Source organism: Cyclonatronum proteinivorum, from assembly GCF_003353065.1.
GTDB classification, from domain to species: domain Bacteria; phylum Bacteroidota; class Rhodothermia; order Balneolales; family Cyclonatronaceae; genus Cyclonatronum; species Cyclonatronum proteinivorum.
The window spans coordinates 880,958-895,296 of the sequence record NZ_CP027806.1 but is presented as its reverse complement, the minus strand read 5'-3'; the positions used below and the strand labels follow the sequence as shown (position 1 = coordinate 895,296).

At 50.3% G+C, this 14,339-nt stretch carries 14 protein-coding genes; 8 read left to right on the top strand and 6 right to left on the bottom strand.

Annotation, left to right across the window (positions count from 1 at the left end):
- Nucleotides 1–46 precede the first annotated feature (46 nt).
- From CYPRO_RS03410 to CYPRO_RS16525, 7 genes are all read left to right on the top strand, one after another.
- Nucleotides 47–1,210 carry an AAA family ATPase gene (locus CYPRO_RS03410; RefSeq protein ID WP_114983292.1) on the top strand — a complete coding sequence of 388 codons (1,164 nt, stop codon included), beginning with the start codon at nt 47–49 and terminating at the stop codon, nt 1,208–1,210.
- Nucleotides 1,200–1,646: a hypothetical protein gene (locus CYPRO_RS03405; RefSeq protein ID WP_114983291.1), complete on the top strand. Its 447-nt coding sequence runs from the start codon at nt 1,200–1,202 to the stop codon at nt 1,644–1,646. Before CYPRO_RS03410 ends, CYPRO_RS03405 begins: the two co-directional genes overlap by 11 nt.
- Before the next feature lie 8 nt (nt 1,647–1,654).
- On the top strand, nt 1,655–3,715 hold the full coding sequence (locus tag CYPRO_RS03400; protein WP_114983290.1) for a 3'-5' exonuclease: 2,061 nt from the start codon (nt 1,655–1,657) through the stop codon (nt 3,713–3,715).
- 44 nt (nt 3,716–3,759) lie between these two features.
- Entirely contained in the window at nt 3,760–4,326 is a 567-nt protein-coding gene (locus CYPRO_RS03395; RefSeq protein ID WP_114983289.1) for a hypothetical protein, read from the top strand.
- A gap of 203 nt (nt 4,327–4,529) precedes the next feature.
- The gene (locus CYPRO_RS03390) at nt 4,530–5,807 is read left to right on the top strand and encodes an AAA family ATPase (RefSeq protein ID WP_114983288.1); all 1,278 of its coding nucleotides are present in this window, start codon (nt 4,530–4,532) and stop codon (nt 5,805–5,807) included.
- On the top strand, nt 5,807–6,220 hold the full coding sequence (locus CYPRO_RS03385; protein WP_124245505.1) for an HNH endonuclease: 414 nt from the start codon (nt 5,807–5,809) through the stop codon (nt 6,218–6,220). Before CYPRO_RS03390 ends, CYPRO_RS03385 begins: the two co-directional genes overlap by 1 nt.
- Nucleotides 6,221–6,298: 78 nt before the next feature.
- Entirely contained in the window at nt 6,299–6,472 is a 174-nt protein-coding gene (locus tag CYPRO_RS16525; protein WP_164682508.1) for a hypothetical protein, read from the top strand.
- Between the two features lie 345 nt (nt 6,473–6,817).
- Here the strand turns inward: CYPRO_RS16525 and CYPRO_RS03380 are convergent, their stop codons facing one another.
- Together CYPRO_RS03380 and CYPRO_RS03375 are read right to left on the bottom strand one after the other, a co-directional pair.
- Entirely contained in the window at nt 6,818–7,315 is a 498-nt protein-coding gene (locus CYPRO_RS03380) for a nuclear transport factor 2 family protein (RefSeq protein ID WP_114983286.1), read from the bottom strand.
- Nucleotides 7,316–7,448: 133 nt separating this feature from the next.
- Nucleotides 7,449–10,673: a hypothetical protein gene (locus CYPRO_RS03375; RefSeq protein WP_114983285.1), complete on the bottom strand. Its 3,225-nt coding sequence runs from the start codon at nt 10,671–10,673 to the stop codon at nt 7,449–7,451.
- Nucleotides 10,674–10,953: 280 nt separating this feature from the next.
- On the opposite strand from CYPRO_RS03375, the gene CYPRO_RS03370 reads away from it, so the two are divergent.
- Entirely contained in the window at nt 10,954–11,517 is a 564-nt protein-coding gene (locus tag CYPRO_RS03370; protein WP_114983284.1) for an NIF family HAD-type phosphatase, read from the top strand.
- A 437-nt stretch (nt 11,518–11,954) separates the two neighbouring features.
- Here the strand turns inward: CYPRO_RS03370 and CYPRO_RS03365 are convergent, their stop codons facing one another.
- The 4 genes from CYPRO_RS03365 to CYPRO_RS03350 all read right to left on the bottom strand — a co-directional run bounded on the left by CYPRO_RS03365 (nt 11,955) and on the right by CYPRO_RS03350 (nt 14,328).
- A complete protein-coding gene (locus CYPRO_RS03365; protein WP_114983283.1) occupies nt 11,955–12,488 on the bottom strand; it encodes an LPP20 family lipoprotein in 534 nt (177 codons plus the stop codon).
- 12 nt (nt 12,489–12,500) lie between these two features.
- On the bottom strand, nt 12,501–13,226 hold the full coding sequence (locus CYPRO_RS03360) for a hypothetical protein (RefSeq protein ID WP_124245504.1): 726 nt from the start codon (nt 13,224–13,226) through the stop codon (nt 12,501–12,503).
- Between the two features lie 97 nt (nt 13,227–13,323).
- Nucleotides 13,324–13,722, bottom strand: a complete 399-nt coding sequence (locus CYPRO_RS03355) for a hypothetical protein (RefSeq protein ID WP_114983281.1) — start codon at nt 13,720–13,722, stop codon at nt 13,324–13,326.
- 123 nt (nt 13,723–13,845) lie between these two features.
- Complete coding sequence (locus tag CYPRO_RS03350) at nt 13,846–14,328, bottom strand: hypothetical protein (RefSeq protein WP_114983280.1); 483 nt, start codon at nt 14,326–14,328, stop codon at nt 13,846–13,848.
- Between the last annotated feature and the right edge of the window lie 11 nt (nt 14,329–14,339).

Here is a 14,339-nt window from a genome sequence, read left to right as displayed (position 1 = left end):
AGACAAGTATGAAAAACTTTTAGAATTTTGTTAAGGACGACATCCAATGAAACAGTTTGAATCAAACAACCTCGGTCAAATCAAAGAAGCCAACATCACCTTTGGCGACTTTACCGTTTTTATTGGCCCGCAGGCGAGCGGGAAAAGCATCCTGCTTCAGATGTTCAAGCTGGCTTTGGATGGCGGGCACATCCTCGCGCAGATGAAAAATCACGGCGTACAGCACAAAGGCAACCCCAACGAGTTCCTCGATCTGTACATGGGCGAGGGTATGGGGAAAATACTGCGTCAGGATACCGAAATACGGGTAGATGGTGCGGTGTCCGAGGTGCATGATTTCATCCAAGAAAAAGGGACGCAACACGAGCGCGTAGCCTATGTGCCGGCGCAGCGCGTGCTTGCCATGCATCACGGATGGCCGAGACCGTATTCTGACTTCCGCCTTAAAGATCCCTTTGTGCTAAAAAAATTCAGCAGTGGCCTGCAACATTGGCTGGATTTAGGGCTTGACCAAACAAGCGGGGATGTCTTTCCTGCAACGGGCCTGATGCATGCGGAGATTGAAGAACACATCCGCAAGGCCATTTTTGTGAACGCAAGCGTGAAACTCGACAAAAGCACACCACAAATGCGCCTCATGCTCGATACCGGCGAAAGTCAGATTTCCTATCTCGGCTGGTCAGCCGGTCAGCGCGAATTCACTCCTTTACTGCTACAACTGTACGGGTTACTGCAAAACGGTCCATCCCCGAACGGGAAGCTTCAGCATCATCAGTATGTCATCATCGAAGAACCGGAAATGGGGCTGCATCCGATGGCCATTGAAGCGCTCATGCTCCTTTTCCTTGAACTCATGTCACGGGGGTATAACGTTATCGTGTCAACGCATTCATCCACCATTTTACAGCTTTGCTGGACGGTGCGCCTGATGCAGCAGATGAAAGCAAAGCCGGAGGAACTTCGCAAGCTGTTTAGCTTAGGCCAAATATCTGATTCGCTGCACGCCATTTTTGAGCACACCCTAAACCGTGCTGCTTTTTATACTTACTTCTTCGACCGGAAATCAGACGAAGTGACTGTGCGAGACATTTCAGCACTTGAGCAAACAGACGAAGACCCGGACCTGGCCGAATGGGGAGGCATGACGGCCTTTGGCAGTAAAGCCTCTGAACTCATCTCCAACTTAATGGCTTCAAGAGATGCGTTTTAAAGGTGCCGTTGAGAAAACCCCATCCATAGAAGCCTGCTACGAAACCGGCCTGCGGGCACTCGGCATCAATTCAGGCAAGGTGATCCCCGAAAACACAAGAGCCCTGGAAGGCAGCGTAGATTTGGACGGCTGTGTTTCCCGGAAATACCCAAACAGTCCCCGCTGGGACTACATCATCGGGTACAATCAACAGGCCTACTTTGTGGAAGTTCATCCCGTGAATACCGGAAATGTTGCCGAGATGCTTAATAAGCTGCGCTGGTTAAAATCCTGGTTACAGGAGCACGGAGCTGAAATCAATGCCATGAAGGCCTCCGATAAACCTTTCCTGTGGATAGCTACTGGAAGCATCGCCATCCTGAAGGACAGCTCACAGGCAAGAAAGCTGGCCCAAAGCGGCTTAGCCTTCCCTGAAAAAATCACGCGCATCAGATAAAGGACAATATGCAGTTTCTTATCGCCGATACCTTCACCGACAGCCTCGCCAAGCTCACGAACGAGGAGCAAAAGGCCGTAAAGACAACGGTTTTTGATCTTCAGGTTGATCCGGCCAATAACGGGATTAAACTGCATCGTATCGCGCGTGTGAAGGACAAAGGGTTTTGGTCCGCCCGGGTGTCGCGGGACATCCGGCTCATCATCCATAAATCAGCCCAAAGCATGCTGGTGTGCTATGTGGATCATCACGATCAGGCATACGATTGGGCTTCACGCCGAAAGCTTGAGCGACACCCAACAACCGGCGCGGCGCAGATGGTCCTTATTCGGGAGCGGGTGCAGGAAGTCCTGATTCCAACCTACGTTCAAAAGCCGGAGCCGAAACAACGCCCGCTGGCTGCGGTACCCGAGGGGAAGTTGCTGCAATACGGCATCCCGCAGGAGTGGGTCAAAGAAGCCAAACAGGCCGATGAGGATGAGCTGCTCGCCCTTGCGGCCCTCCTGCCTGCCGAGGCTGCGGAAGCGCTGCTGAATCTTGCGGTCGGACACGAGCCGCCGCTGCCACTGCAGGCCGATCCGGCGTCTGATCCTTTTGAGCACCCCGATGCGAAACGCCGTTTCCGTGTGATGGATAACCTCGAAGAGCTGCAGCTCGCCCTGGAATATCCCTGGGAAAAGTGGTCGGTTTTCCTGCATCCGGCACAGCGGGAAATCGTGCAGCAGGCAGGCGGTGGTCCAGCGCGGGTTTCCGGTACGGCCGGGACCGGGAAAACCATCGTAGCCCTGCACCGCGCCGTTTGGCTGGCCGAGCAGCATCCGGAGGCCCGCGTACTGCTCACGACCTTCTCGGATGTACTGGCCTCAGCACTTGATGTAAAGCTCCGGCGGCTGATCAGCACCCGGCCTCGCCTCAAGGAGCGCATTGAGACACACGCCCTGCCTGAATTGGGACTCCGGCTGTACAAAAGCCGTTTTGGCGAAGCAGCGCTTGCAGACGACGCAACCATCGCCAAACTGCTTCAGGAAGCGGTTGAGGGGGAGGAAGCCGCAACCTTCAGTGCCCGCTTTTTGATGGAAGAATGGAAGGAAGTCGTCGATGCCTGGCAGCTTCAAAGCTGGGATGAATACCGTGTAGTACAGCGTATAGGCCGAAAAACGCGGCTGCCGGAAAACCGCCGCAAGCTGCTTTGGGCCGTTTTCGAAAAGCTCCGCGAAAAACTTGCGGCAAACAACCTGACAAGCCTGAATGCGGTGTACCGGCGCCTTGAAGCACAGTACCGGAGTGAAGGCCGCTTTCCGTACGATTTTGTGGTTGTGGATGAATCGCAGGATATCAGCGTCGCACAGTTACGGCTGCTTTCCCTGCTGGGTGATAAACCCGGCGGATTGTTTTTTGCCGGAGATCTTGGTCAGCGCATTTTTCAGCAGCCCTTTTCATGGAAATCCCTCGGCGTTGATATCCGAGGCAGGTCACGCACGCTGCACATCAACTACCGCACCTCGCATCAGATACGCAGGCAAGCAGATTTACTGCTCGATCCCGTTGTCAGAGATGTGGACGGCAACGAAGAAGTGCGCAACAAAACGGTCTCGGTATTCAACAGTCCCACCCCGGATATTCACGTTTTTGAAACGGAAGAAGCAGAGCAGCAGGCGGTAACCGCATGGCTTGCTGACAAGCTGGAAAGCGGTGTTCAACCTTCGGAAATCGGGCTGTTCACCCGCACAGAACATGAGCTCGATCGCGCAAAACAAGCGCTTGAGGCCGCAGGGTACCCCTACACGCTTATGACGGGCCGGGTGCAGGAAAGCCGGGGCATTACCCTCAGCACCATGCATCTGGCCAAGGGTTTGGAATTCCGTGCGGTTGTCGTCATGGCCTGCGATGATGAGGTCATCCCCCTGCAAAGCCGCATCGAACAAATCGCTGATCAAGCCGACCTCGAAGAAATCTACAACACCGAACGGCACCTTCTCTATGTAGCCTGCACCCGCGCCCGGGATTACCTGCTCGTAACCGGCACGTCACCAGAATCAGAATTTCTGGATGATTTGCGTGGAAAGTGACGGTAAAGGTGAAACTAAAAATGTAAATGCCAAGCTAATCCCCCATGAAACTCACCATCCGGGTCAATAAAGCAGAACTCAGGAAGGCCATCCGATTGATTCGGTTTACGCTGGATAAGTACACCAAAGGGGATGTGTTCTTCCGGCTTGAGCTTGATATTCATCCTGAAATGATGACGCTCCGGGCGCCGGGGGCGTCCGTGCCGGTTGAGGCGCATGCGTCAGGCTTTGGCCGCTACCTCTTCCCGATTTACCTGCTGAAGCAGCTCACCAAACCCAGACCGGAGGAGCCGCTCGTGTTCACCATCGCGGACCGCTACCTGAATGTCGAAAAAGGTCCGGAAATGATTCGGTTTGGCTTCATCGAATACCTCAGCGGTCGTGCATCGGCCCTGCCGGAGCTGCCCATGAACTACACCGACCGGCACGTGCTCGCCCTCCGCGACCGCTACCCCGATGATGCCCTAAAGAACATGGGTGTCGGCACGCAGCTTGATAAAGCCCTCTACAAATTCGACGACAACCTCTGCGCCGCCCTCGAAAAGCTCAAGCTGTACGGCGTAACCTACGAGGACCTCGAAGCCCTCGCTGAACGCAAAATACGGGAGTAGCGGGCGGGAAGGTTTGGGGAGATGGTCTGTTCCTGTCGTTGCGCCCCAGGATTAATTGCAAGTATTTCAGGGAATCAGTTTACATTTGCCTGAAAATTAATATTTGGGAAGGGCCAGGAACAGATCGAAACACTCAGGTATCTGTATTGCTTAGCTTTGCCTTATATTATGAAGCCAGATTCAGATTAATAAGCTAAGCTGCTATGAAAATCAAACAAGCAACCATCCGAAACTTCAAGGGCATTCAAGAGTTAAGCCTGAACCTCAATGATCAGCTAAACATATTTATCGGCGATAACGGGAGTGGGAAAACGGCTGTACTTGAAGCCCTGCTCATTGCCGCGGGCTCCCTGTTTATCGGCGTGAGGGACGTTTCTACCAAAGGTATAGCAAACGACGAGATAGCCTACAGAAATGAAGAGTATCAGTTTCCGGTAGAAATTATTGCGGAAGGGGTTGTCAATAATGCCAGCATTCAGTGGAGCCGGGAGCGCAACACACGAAAAGGCAGTACAACTAAAAAAAATGCATCCGCAATCAGCATGATGGGCAAAAGGCTTGACGTAGCCATCAGAAAGGGGGAGAAAGTAAAGCTGCCGCTGATTAGTTATTTTTCGACCGGCAGGCTGTTCCTTATTGCACAGGATCGCCAGCGGAAAGACAAAGCATCTGCAAAACCCAAAGAAATAGGTTCCCGGCTGAGGGGATACCGGGAAGCTTTTGATGCCAAGTCCAATTTCAGAAGATTCACGGAATGGTTCCGACTGAAAGAGATGTCCCAGATCCAGCGCAACGAACAAGACCTTACGCTAAACCTGATAAAAACCGCAATTACAGAAGCGCTGCCCGGATGCCGGAAAATAATCTATGATCTTGATCCTGACACAGGCAGAGGGCTGACCCTCGAATTTGAAGACGGCCGCGTACTTCCCTTTAACTACCTCAGCGATGGCTACCGCAGCTTCCTTGCTATGATTGCCGATATAGCACACCGCTGTGTTTTGCTGAATCCGTACTTGGGAGAAGAGGCCTTAAAAGAGACACAGGGAATTATTTTTATTGATGAATTAGATCTGCACCTGCATCCTGCCTGGCAGAAAATCATTGTCACAAGTCTGTTGCAAACCTTTCCAAAAATTCAGTTCATCGCCACTACGCATAGTCCGTTCCTAATACAGGAAACAGACCTTGGTCAGCTTTTCATATTGGAGAACTGCAAGTTGAAAAATGTAAAAGGGGCTTCAGAGCTGAGTATTGAAGATATTGCCGAGTTTATTCAAGGTGTTGAAATGCCGCAATGGAGTACGAAAAAAACGGAGCTATTTGAAATGGCCAAAGATGTTTACAGGGATTTAGATGCCGGTAAGGTATTGTCAGAAACGGACGCTATGAAGTTGGCGGAACGCATCAGGCCATTTTCTCAAAACCCGGCATTTGATGCCTTTATAGAACAGGAAAAACTTAAAAATGCGGGCAAATAGTGAGAGCTGTTTTAAAAGGTGAATCACCACAGACCTACAAAAGATATCAGGATGCACGAAACGACCTGGGCAGCAGGATTGACTGGCATTGCTCGTACTGCGAAATGGCCATCACGAATATGATCGAAGTAGAACATGTGGTTCCAACGGCCAACGGAGGTGATCCCTTAGCCTGGGAAAACCTTTTGCTTTCCTGCAAATACTGCAATACGGTGAAAGGAGCCCGCAATTTATCAAGAGAGGGATATATCTGGCCTGATCGTGATAACTCAGATGCAGCTTTTGACTACTCGGAAACAGGCGGGATAACCGCCAAAGATACTCCGGTTCGGGCGGAAGCCATAGCAACCATCGGGTTAATGGGATTAGACAGAAATCCGGGCACTTCACACGAGCCAAGCAAAGCCGATTAAAGGTGGATTTTCAGGCTTCAGGCCTGGCTTGTAGCCAAACAATCCCTGAGAAACTGGGAGGAAAATCCCAGTCCGCAAATGGCAGAACAAATAGCACTTACCGCCAAAGGTATGGGTTTTTACTCCATTTGGTGCAAGATATTCAAGCAACACCAAGCTGTTGTAGCCGAACTTAGGTATGTGCTCAGAGGGACGCATTTTGTACTTGATTCCGAAGGCAACAGAACAGCCCGTCCCGATGGGATTATTTGATCCCCCCTGCACCTAAATCCGCATTAAACGTAATCACATTATTTGCTGCCATTTCCCATACACTTTTTGGGGAATTGTGATGCACAGAAGCAGTTTAAGAGACGATTTTTAGCCGAAGTACGGACAACTTACGGTGCCAAAGGCCGCTGAAACATTTACCGGCACCAAAAAGCAAGGGACCTGTCTTAGGTTTAGGCGTTTTCAATCTGCCCCGCAACACCTGATGTTCACGGTGTTTCCCCCTAAAAAAACCGCGCAGATGAAAATCCGCTGCCGCTTTTATGGGAACCGTTGGCTTTTTTTCAGCATAAGTGATAGGTCCGCTGAAGTGTGAAGTGCTATAGCCTAATCGCGGAGGCCGTCATCTTCCACCGTGTGAAGATCGGCCTGCCGGTGCACGACGCGCCAGGTATCGCCGATGCGCTCGAACGTCATGGTAGCACGGTAAAAGCGGGTCGCCGTTGTGCCGCTTTCGGCATCATCGATCTCGATTTCTTCGTGCTGCACCAAATAGCCGAAACGATCCCCATACCCGTAGGCAACGCGCTGCGCCTGATACCGGGCCTGATCGAACTGACCGTACATCCCGCTCACCCGTACAAGCCGCTCGCTGATGGCCTCCCATCCGAACTCAATCTCTCCGCCAAGTCCGCCCGCAAGGGTCGTCCGCTCCTGCTGCGCCCAAAGCCCCATAAACGGCTCCGGCTCCCCATTCACAAAAACCTGAATGGCCTCATCAAAGGCATCCATAAAATCAGAGAAGCTTCCCGCATCGTGCTGCGCCGTGGTAGAGGTGCAGGCGAAGAGGGTGAGGAGGAGGAGGGGGGTTAGTTTGTGGAGCATGGTTGGGGGGGTTAACAGGTTAAGAATTGGTTTCAGGCTTAAAGCGGAAACTGTTCAAAAGCGTTCGTAAGAGATTCAGGGTCACGCTGACGCGACAAATACGCTAAAATTCACCAAAATAAAAAGCACGTTCCTACCCCTCCCCCGATACCAGCATCGGACTCAACAACACCTCTTCCGCAGGCACCTTGCCAGATTTGAGAAACGTATTAAAATCATGCTGGGATTCGGGCCTGAGGAAGTAGAGGGCAAGTAAGGAGCGGATGTGTTGCGGGGGTGTTGCTTCGCCTGTATCGCTCATGCGGGTATTTCCTTGTAACTTGGTGAGGGCCTTTTCCGGGAAAGCTTCGGCGGCGGCGGCAAAGAGCAGGGCGCCGGATGCGCTGAGGTGTGCTTCCCCAAAAACCCGTTTGAGTTGCCTGCCATCGAATGCCTTAGCCAGACTGTCCCCGAATGCAGCAAAGGCTTTTACAGCCTTCTGTGGTTTGGATGCGGATTTTTTGAGGGCTTTGTTGAGCTTTCGGCCCGCAGCTGCGGCTCCGTCAATAATTTGTTGCTCTGTCCAAAAAAGATTGTTAAGAAATTCCTCTGCAGAGGGGGAATTGAACACATCGTTCAAAATCCGGGTCGTGTTTTCGGGTCGGGGAATGTATTTCCCGAAACGGTCCTCCAAATCAGGCAGGGTGCCGATGGCGTGGGACATTTCAAGAAGCCTGATCAGCATAGCTGCCCGAATGCTTTTTTTGTCAAAATCCCTGACGCCCAACCCGCTGTGATATCTTTTCCCCACATACCAATGCAGTCTTTTCCCTCTTTTTCCCGGGAAGAAACCCTCCGGAACACTGCTGTACAGGAGGAGGGCATCCGCTGTATTTTTATCGTGCGTGTTTGCAGAAAGCCTGTTGAGGTAATAGGAAAAGAAGGTTTTCCGCATGGTTTGCATCAGGTGATCGGCCATGGGCTGATAATCCCGTATTTTTGAAGGCGCATGCAGCCACCGTACTCCAATTTCGCCCGGCACATGTACGTGCAGCGATTGCAGCAGGCTGCCAAGGTTGCCGGTTTCGTTTGCTTCCAGCTCGTCAATAATTTTATCGAGGTCGTTCACCCAAACCGTCCCGACCTCCGGAAAATACTGTTTGAGCACCGGCTTCAGCGTAAGCTTTAAGGTATCGGCTTGCATGCTTTTATGTGCCTGACGCAGGGTGTAGGAAAAGTCGATGCTCCCCCGGCTGTGGGTTCGAACTTGGTTCGCCTGACTTTGAAAATAGCCGCCAATGGTCATGAGTCCGGCACTTTTCCCCAAGTGCTTCAGCCTGCTTTTGGTATCGAGCTGATACAGGAGCAGGCGTCCGTCCTCCGTATCAAAGGCCTCAGCGGTTGCGACGGATTCGGTGATTGCGCTGATGTCCCGTTTGGCGAAGGGCAGACTGAATTGGACCGAAGCCGAGCGCATGATGCCGTGTGTGAGCACCGCCTGATGCAGGGTCACGCTCTCAAAGGTTTCGGTGAGGAGGCGGTCAAAATTCCCGTCCATGGCCATTTGCAGCACGCGCCCGGCTTCGTCGGGGTAGCTGAAATCAATGCTGAGATCAATCAGCGCCTCATGGCTTCGGCTTTTGCTGTACGCATAATTGAAAGCGGCGCCGTACTGATGCGTCACGACTTCCTGCATTTTTTCGAGGATGCGGCCCTTTTTTGCTTCCCATCTTTCGATGAACTGCTTCAGATTCCGGAGATCTTCGAGTCCAAGGTCTTCCAGCTTTTTGCCAAAGAAACGGGCAAGACGGGCTTTCAGCCATTCATCGAGCTGTTCAAAGTCGGTCTCGGTGAGCACTTCCCGGATGTTTTCCAAGTTCAGCCGCCGGTTGATGGCCCGGTTCAGGTTCAGCAGGATGCGCTCCGAAACATCGCCATCCAGCAGATGGTGTACCTTTTTCGCAGCCTCCCGAATCTGACGAATGCTGTTTGTTCTGAGGAGCGCGCCGAACAGGTCTTCCCCGGGCACCAGCGAAAGCAGGAATTTTCCGGTGCCGGATGTCAGGAAGTCCGGTTTACTGCATTTTTCAATAAGAAAGGTCCGGATCTTGTCCTCATCGGCTTCGGAAATGGTGCGGGAGAGGTCGCGGATTTCATCAAGGGGCAGGCCGTCTTCGGCCAGCTGCCACAGGCTTGCGGCGGTTTCCTGCGTGAGCCTGTCCCACTTTTTGAACCAGGCATTCAGCTGCCCGGAGGCTTCATCAACAGAAGCCACAACATCGAGTCCGGTGACTCCTCCCAGAAAATCGCGGATGCTGTCTGCACTCAGTTCCGCAAAATAGCTGGCCAAATCGCTGTTGTCACCCATCCACGTTTTGACGGATTTCAGGTCACTCAACACCTGCACCGACTGAATCCCAAGGATGGCTTTCAGCAGCTCTTCGATATCAGCTTCCCTGAATTCCGCGCTGCTTTCGGCTTGAGCCGTTGCGCTGAGTGCGAAGTCCCAGCCTTTCTTTCGAAGCTTAAAGAGCCGCACCCGAAGCTGTTGATTCGAAGGATCCGCAGACTCCCGTGCGACGACCAACGCAAACTTTCCGCTGAAATCAAAACCGACCGTAGCTTTCATTGCGGATTCCAGCTTCAGTCCGATGTCTCCGGCAAGACCACCCTCACCCAGCTCATGCACCCAGCTGAAATCATAGCCCATCTGACAGCCGATTTTGGCAGTCACACTGCGGTCGAGCTCGGTAACCAGCCAGGTACCCGGATCAAGATCGGAAGCCTGACGCACGGCACGGGGCATCATCCAGTTCCGAAGCATCGTCTGAAGCGCGTCGCGCGTACCGGTCTGCGGCTCCACCGCACGAATGAGCGCAAATAGCCGTTCCCGACCCGCCTCCACCCCGTACACCGCCGATTTTCCGGCGCCCAGCGGCAGCGTACCCTCATGTGCCGCTCTCACATCATAGTTCCAGTGCAGCATCAGGAAGTGATGCGCCTGCGCGGGATTGGGGTTGTGCAGACCCGCGGCAATTTCCTGCCCGCGCGAGAGGGTTTCAATCGCACTACTGAAATCACGCCTGAGAGAAAGCCCCTTCGAAGCCTGCATCCCAAATGAGAGCGATCGCCCTTCGCCGGCAGGAATATGTACGGAGAGCGGTGTCGGGCTGCCATCTGCGCCACCATCGGCACCGGTATGGGCATTAGCTTCACCGCCTTCACTCGACAGCCCAATCGAAAACATCTCTCCTGCCTCCCAGTCCGTTTCGGAAACCGGCGTATTTTGCCGCACCGCCTCAAAAAGCCCATGCGGCGTATCAGTCCGGATGAGGAGGTTGGCAGATGATGTTATGGGGATTTGTAGGGGAGCTGACATAAATAAAAACCGTTATGTTTTTTTCAGGATGGATGAGGGTGATGGGCATTTCCAACCAGCGCGGTTTGCGGAAATGAAGCGTGCAGTTTTTTCAATAAACAAAAAATGGATGTAAAAAGAACCCCGGAATTCGGGTGTCTTCTAAGGATGAACAATTTCATCCGCTTGCAGGATAACCTCTGCTATCCTGTTTCAAATGACGCTTAAAGTTGAGATTTTGGAATGCGCACAGCTTATTTTTCCTGCATTCAATCCGAGCCGGTGAATCACTCTCCATCTTATGCCCCCCACGAGCCCCATCCTCCTCATCCTCGACCTCGATGAAACCCTCCTTCATGCCGCCGATACGCGCGTTGACGGCAGGGTGCCTGATGCAGAAGTGCTGGGGTTTCAGGTATATTTCAGGCCGCATGTCGCGGACTTTCTCCGGAAGTGCGCGGAAGATTTTGAGCTTGCGATTTGGTCATCAGGCACGGATGATTATGTGGAAGCTATGGTTGATGCGCTGCCCGCGCATCGGTCGCTGTTCCGTTTCGTTTGGGGACGCAGCCGCTGCACCTACAAGCGCGAGCGGGCAAATTCCGGCTTCGGCGAGCTGCTGCCGGATTACGAGTACACCAAGCAGCTAAGTAAGGTCGTCCGTACCGGCTACCGGAAGGAGCGGATTCTGATTGTGGAGGATACTCCGCTGAAGGTTCTAAACTGCTACGGAAATGCGATTTATGTACCACCGTTTATGGGTCAGCCGGATGATGTGCTCTTGGAGCTGCACGCCTACCTGCAAACGCTGAAAGATGCGGAGGATGTGCGGCGGATTGAGAAACGGTTTTGGCGGGGGAAATGAACAAACAGATGCGAATAACTCATGAGAACAATTTCTGCTAAAATTACTGCAATTAGTGCCTCCTTAAAAAGTCAAAATTAACAAAAACACTAAACGCACTACTTGCTTTATATCCCCGATAAGTCCATATTGTTTTTTTTAAGATACTTTGAGTCCTTATACAGACACTGTGCATTGTTACGAATCACGTGAATTAGCCATCTGAATTAACCTATTGAGTACAAGTTTGTACGTGCATATAATTATCCCCGCATTTTAAAGCTTGTATTTTTGACTTATTAATTTAAGCAATAATAACTTGCGCAATCATGAGGATCTCTTAATTAACGTATCGAACACTATACTATAAAATGAGACATTGGTGGCAAAAAATCTGTATACCACATAAAATAATATATTAGTCAAACCCAATCTATTACATCCGCAGTTCATCATTCTCACCGCTTGGTGTATTGCTCAACAACCCTGTATACAGACATCAAGGGCATTCTTATAGTAACATTATAATGATTCGAAGACGCATCAAATGTCTCATTAACAACCTCAAGGTTTCTTAAAACGGCATTCATCTCCGTTCGGACAAAGTCAGAAACTTCAAGATCCCTCATTGTAACGGTTTCTGTAATCCGCACCTCGCTAATCTGCTGCGCAAGATTACGCTGCGCGTCTGCAATCGCACCTCTTCTTGCCAAACCTCTGTTTCGGTTTTCATCGGGATATCGATCAACAACAGGCACAGAACCTTCTGCATATAAATACTCATTTTCCCATTCAGATCTTACAGAGCGCAGCTCCTGATCATTGATTCGTACTACCTGAGTTGTCGCAGTAGTTCCGGTTTGGTCTTGTCTTACAACCGTTTCTTGTGTTACAACTGTTTCAGATGCTGTTCTTTCTGAAGTTCCGCAAGCCTGTATCAGAAAAAAAGTTATAAAAGCAACAAGTACAGTCAGCAATTTATTCTTTTCCATACGCTTATATATTTATTGTTGGACATTCATATTTACAAATAAACAAAGGTGATTATCAGACGTAATTACAGTCTTTGATTCATCAATTTCATAAGTGGTGATTCTTCCGCTTCCCGAGACGCGAATGATATCCTCTACATCATAAAGGTCAGTTATTGTAGTTATACTTTCGAGCTGATGTCCCCAGGCCTGATTCGCCCCCCTTCGAAACGCTTCGTATAGTGCTCTTGTCCTGTCTGCACGATCAGCTCTCTGCCCGCTTACAGGCGTGCAACCGAAGGTTTCAACCTTTCTGATATGGGAGCTATTTCTTTCTGCATAAGCTATAATCAGCTGTGATAGTATATCTGTTACATTGTCCATAACATTAAATGCCCACCGATCTGTTTCTTCCCTTGACGGTCTGCGTGCTCTGCGGTACATCTCATCGAAGTTAGCATGCCCTACAAAGACATTTCTGCCTTCATCGTATACCTTAATGATTGAACGCCCTCCCCAAAAACCTGATTCTGTTCTGTAAAGGCCCAGAAAGTCAACTTCAACCCTCAAAGTAATATCATTACCCGTTCCCTGAACAATACTTCGGGTATCTGTATCAATTAAGTCTGAAGAAAGCATTCGATTTTCAAGTACTGATAACGGAATTTGATTGGTTTGGTCCCATCGGTTATCAGTAAATGCAATATTGAGAGGTAAACGGGCGGGGCCTATGTGCTCAATATGTTCGAATTGAGACATTACCTGTGATAGTGACTGCGCTTGTAAGCTAATTCCTAAACTATGCAAAATAACTAATAAGCATATAATTTTTAAACTGTTGCTCATACCACAAATACTACATACTAATTACCGTACCATATATTACAATTCTGCCGCCATTAGCCGCAATTCCCAAAAAACCATTACTTGGAGGCTCCCATACGACCCTTAAGTTAATTATAGCATTTCCACCCATAGCCCGAGCCTGTCTTGCAACATTAGTGCTTATTTCATAAGCAGGATCAACATCATCAAAGCGAATTAATCCCAATAATGGCAAACCAATTCGAGGACCTTTCTTATAGTAAAATATTTGCCCTACTGGCGTATATGGTTTTTGAATATCACCGTCACCTGTTGTAATAAAGAGCTGATCAGGAGAAGGGAATGTAACATTTGTAGAATATTGTGTTGCACACCCGCTCATGAAGATAACAACACCAATCAACAAAAGTTTAAATTTATTTCTAGTCATAGTTATTAAGCTTAGATTAATGATCTTTATGCATTTATTAAAAATGTGATATCATCGCGACAAGTAAGTACTGCAGAAAAATATTCCAATATTAGCGGCTATTCACAAAACAATCATTTTGAATTATGGCTGAGGAAGTGGCGGTGGCAGGAATAGCGGAGGTCTTTCCGGTGACGGCTGGCTTTGGTTTATGAGTACAGCCGTACTCGTTACCGCGGCAGTTGCACCGACTCCTATCCAAAACCACTTGCTTTTATACCAGGGCACCCTGGCAGCTTCCGGCGTTGGACGTGGGAAACGGTTAGGATCTGCTGCTATCTGTGCTTCGGACAATTCACTCTGATACCGAAGCTGCACCAACAAAGGGCTTTCCGGCTTTACGTATCCTATAACAGGTTCATGATGCAAAAAAGCATGACCTGAGAACATTTCCCCGGCCAATTGACCTGGTTCTGAAAACAACAGTGAAAAAGTCAGGTTCATGTGACCGGCGGCATGCAACTCTTTCGTTGCGGGCACCGGTGATTCCGCGCTCTGAGCCAAAGCGCTTTGCCCCATTAATAACAGAATTGGAATAAGCAGAAATCTAATTTTGTACGTTTGCATAGTGTTTTTTG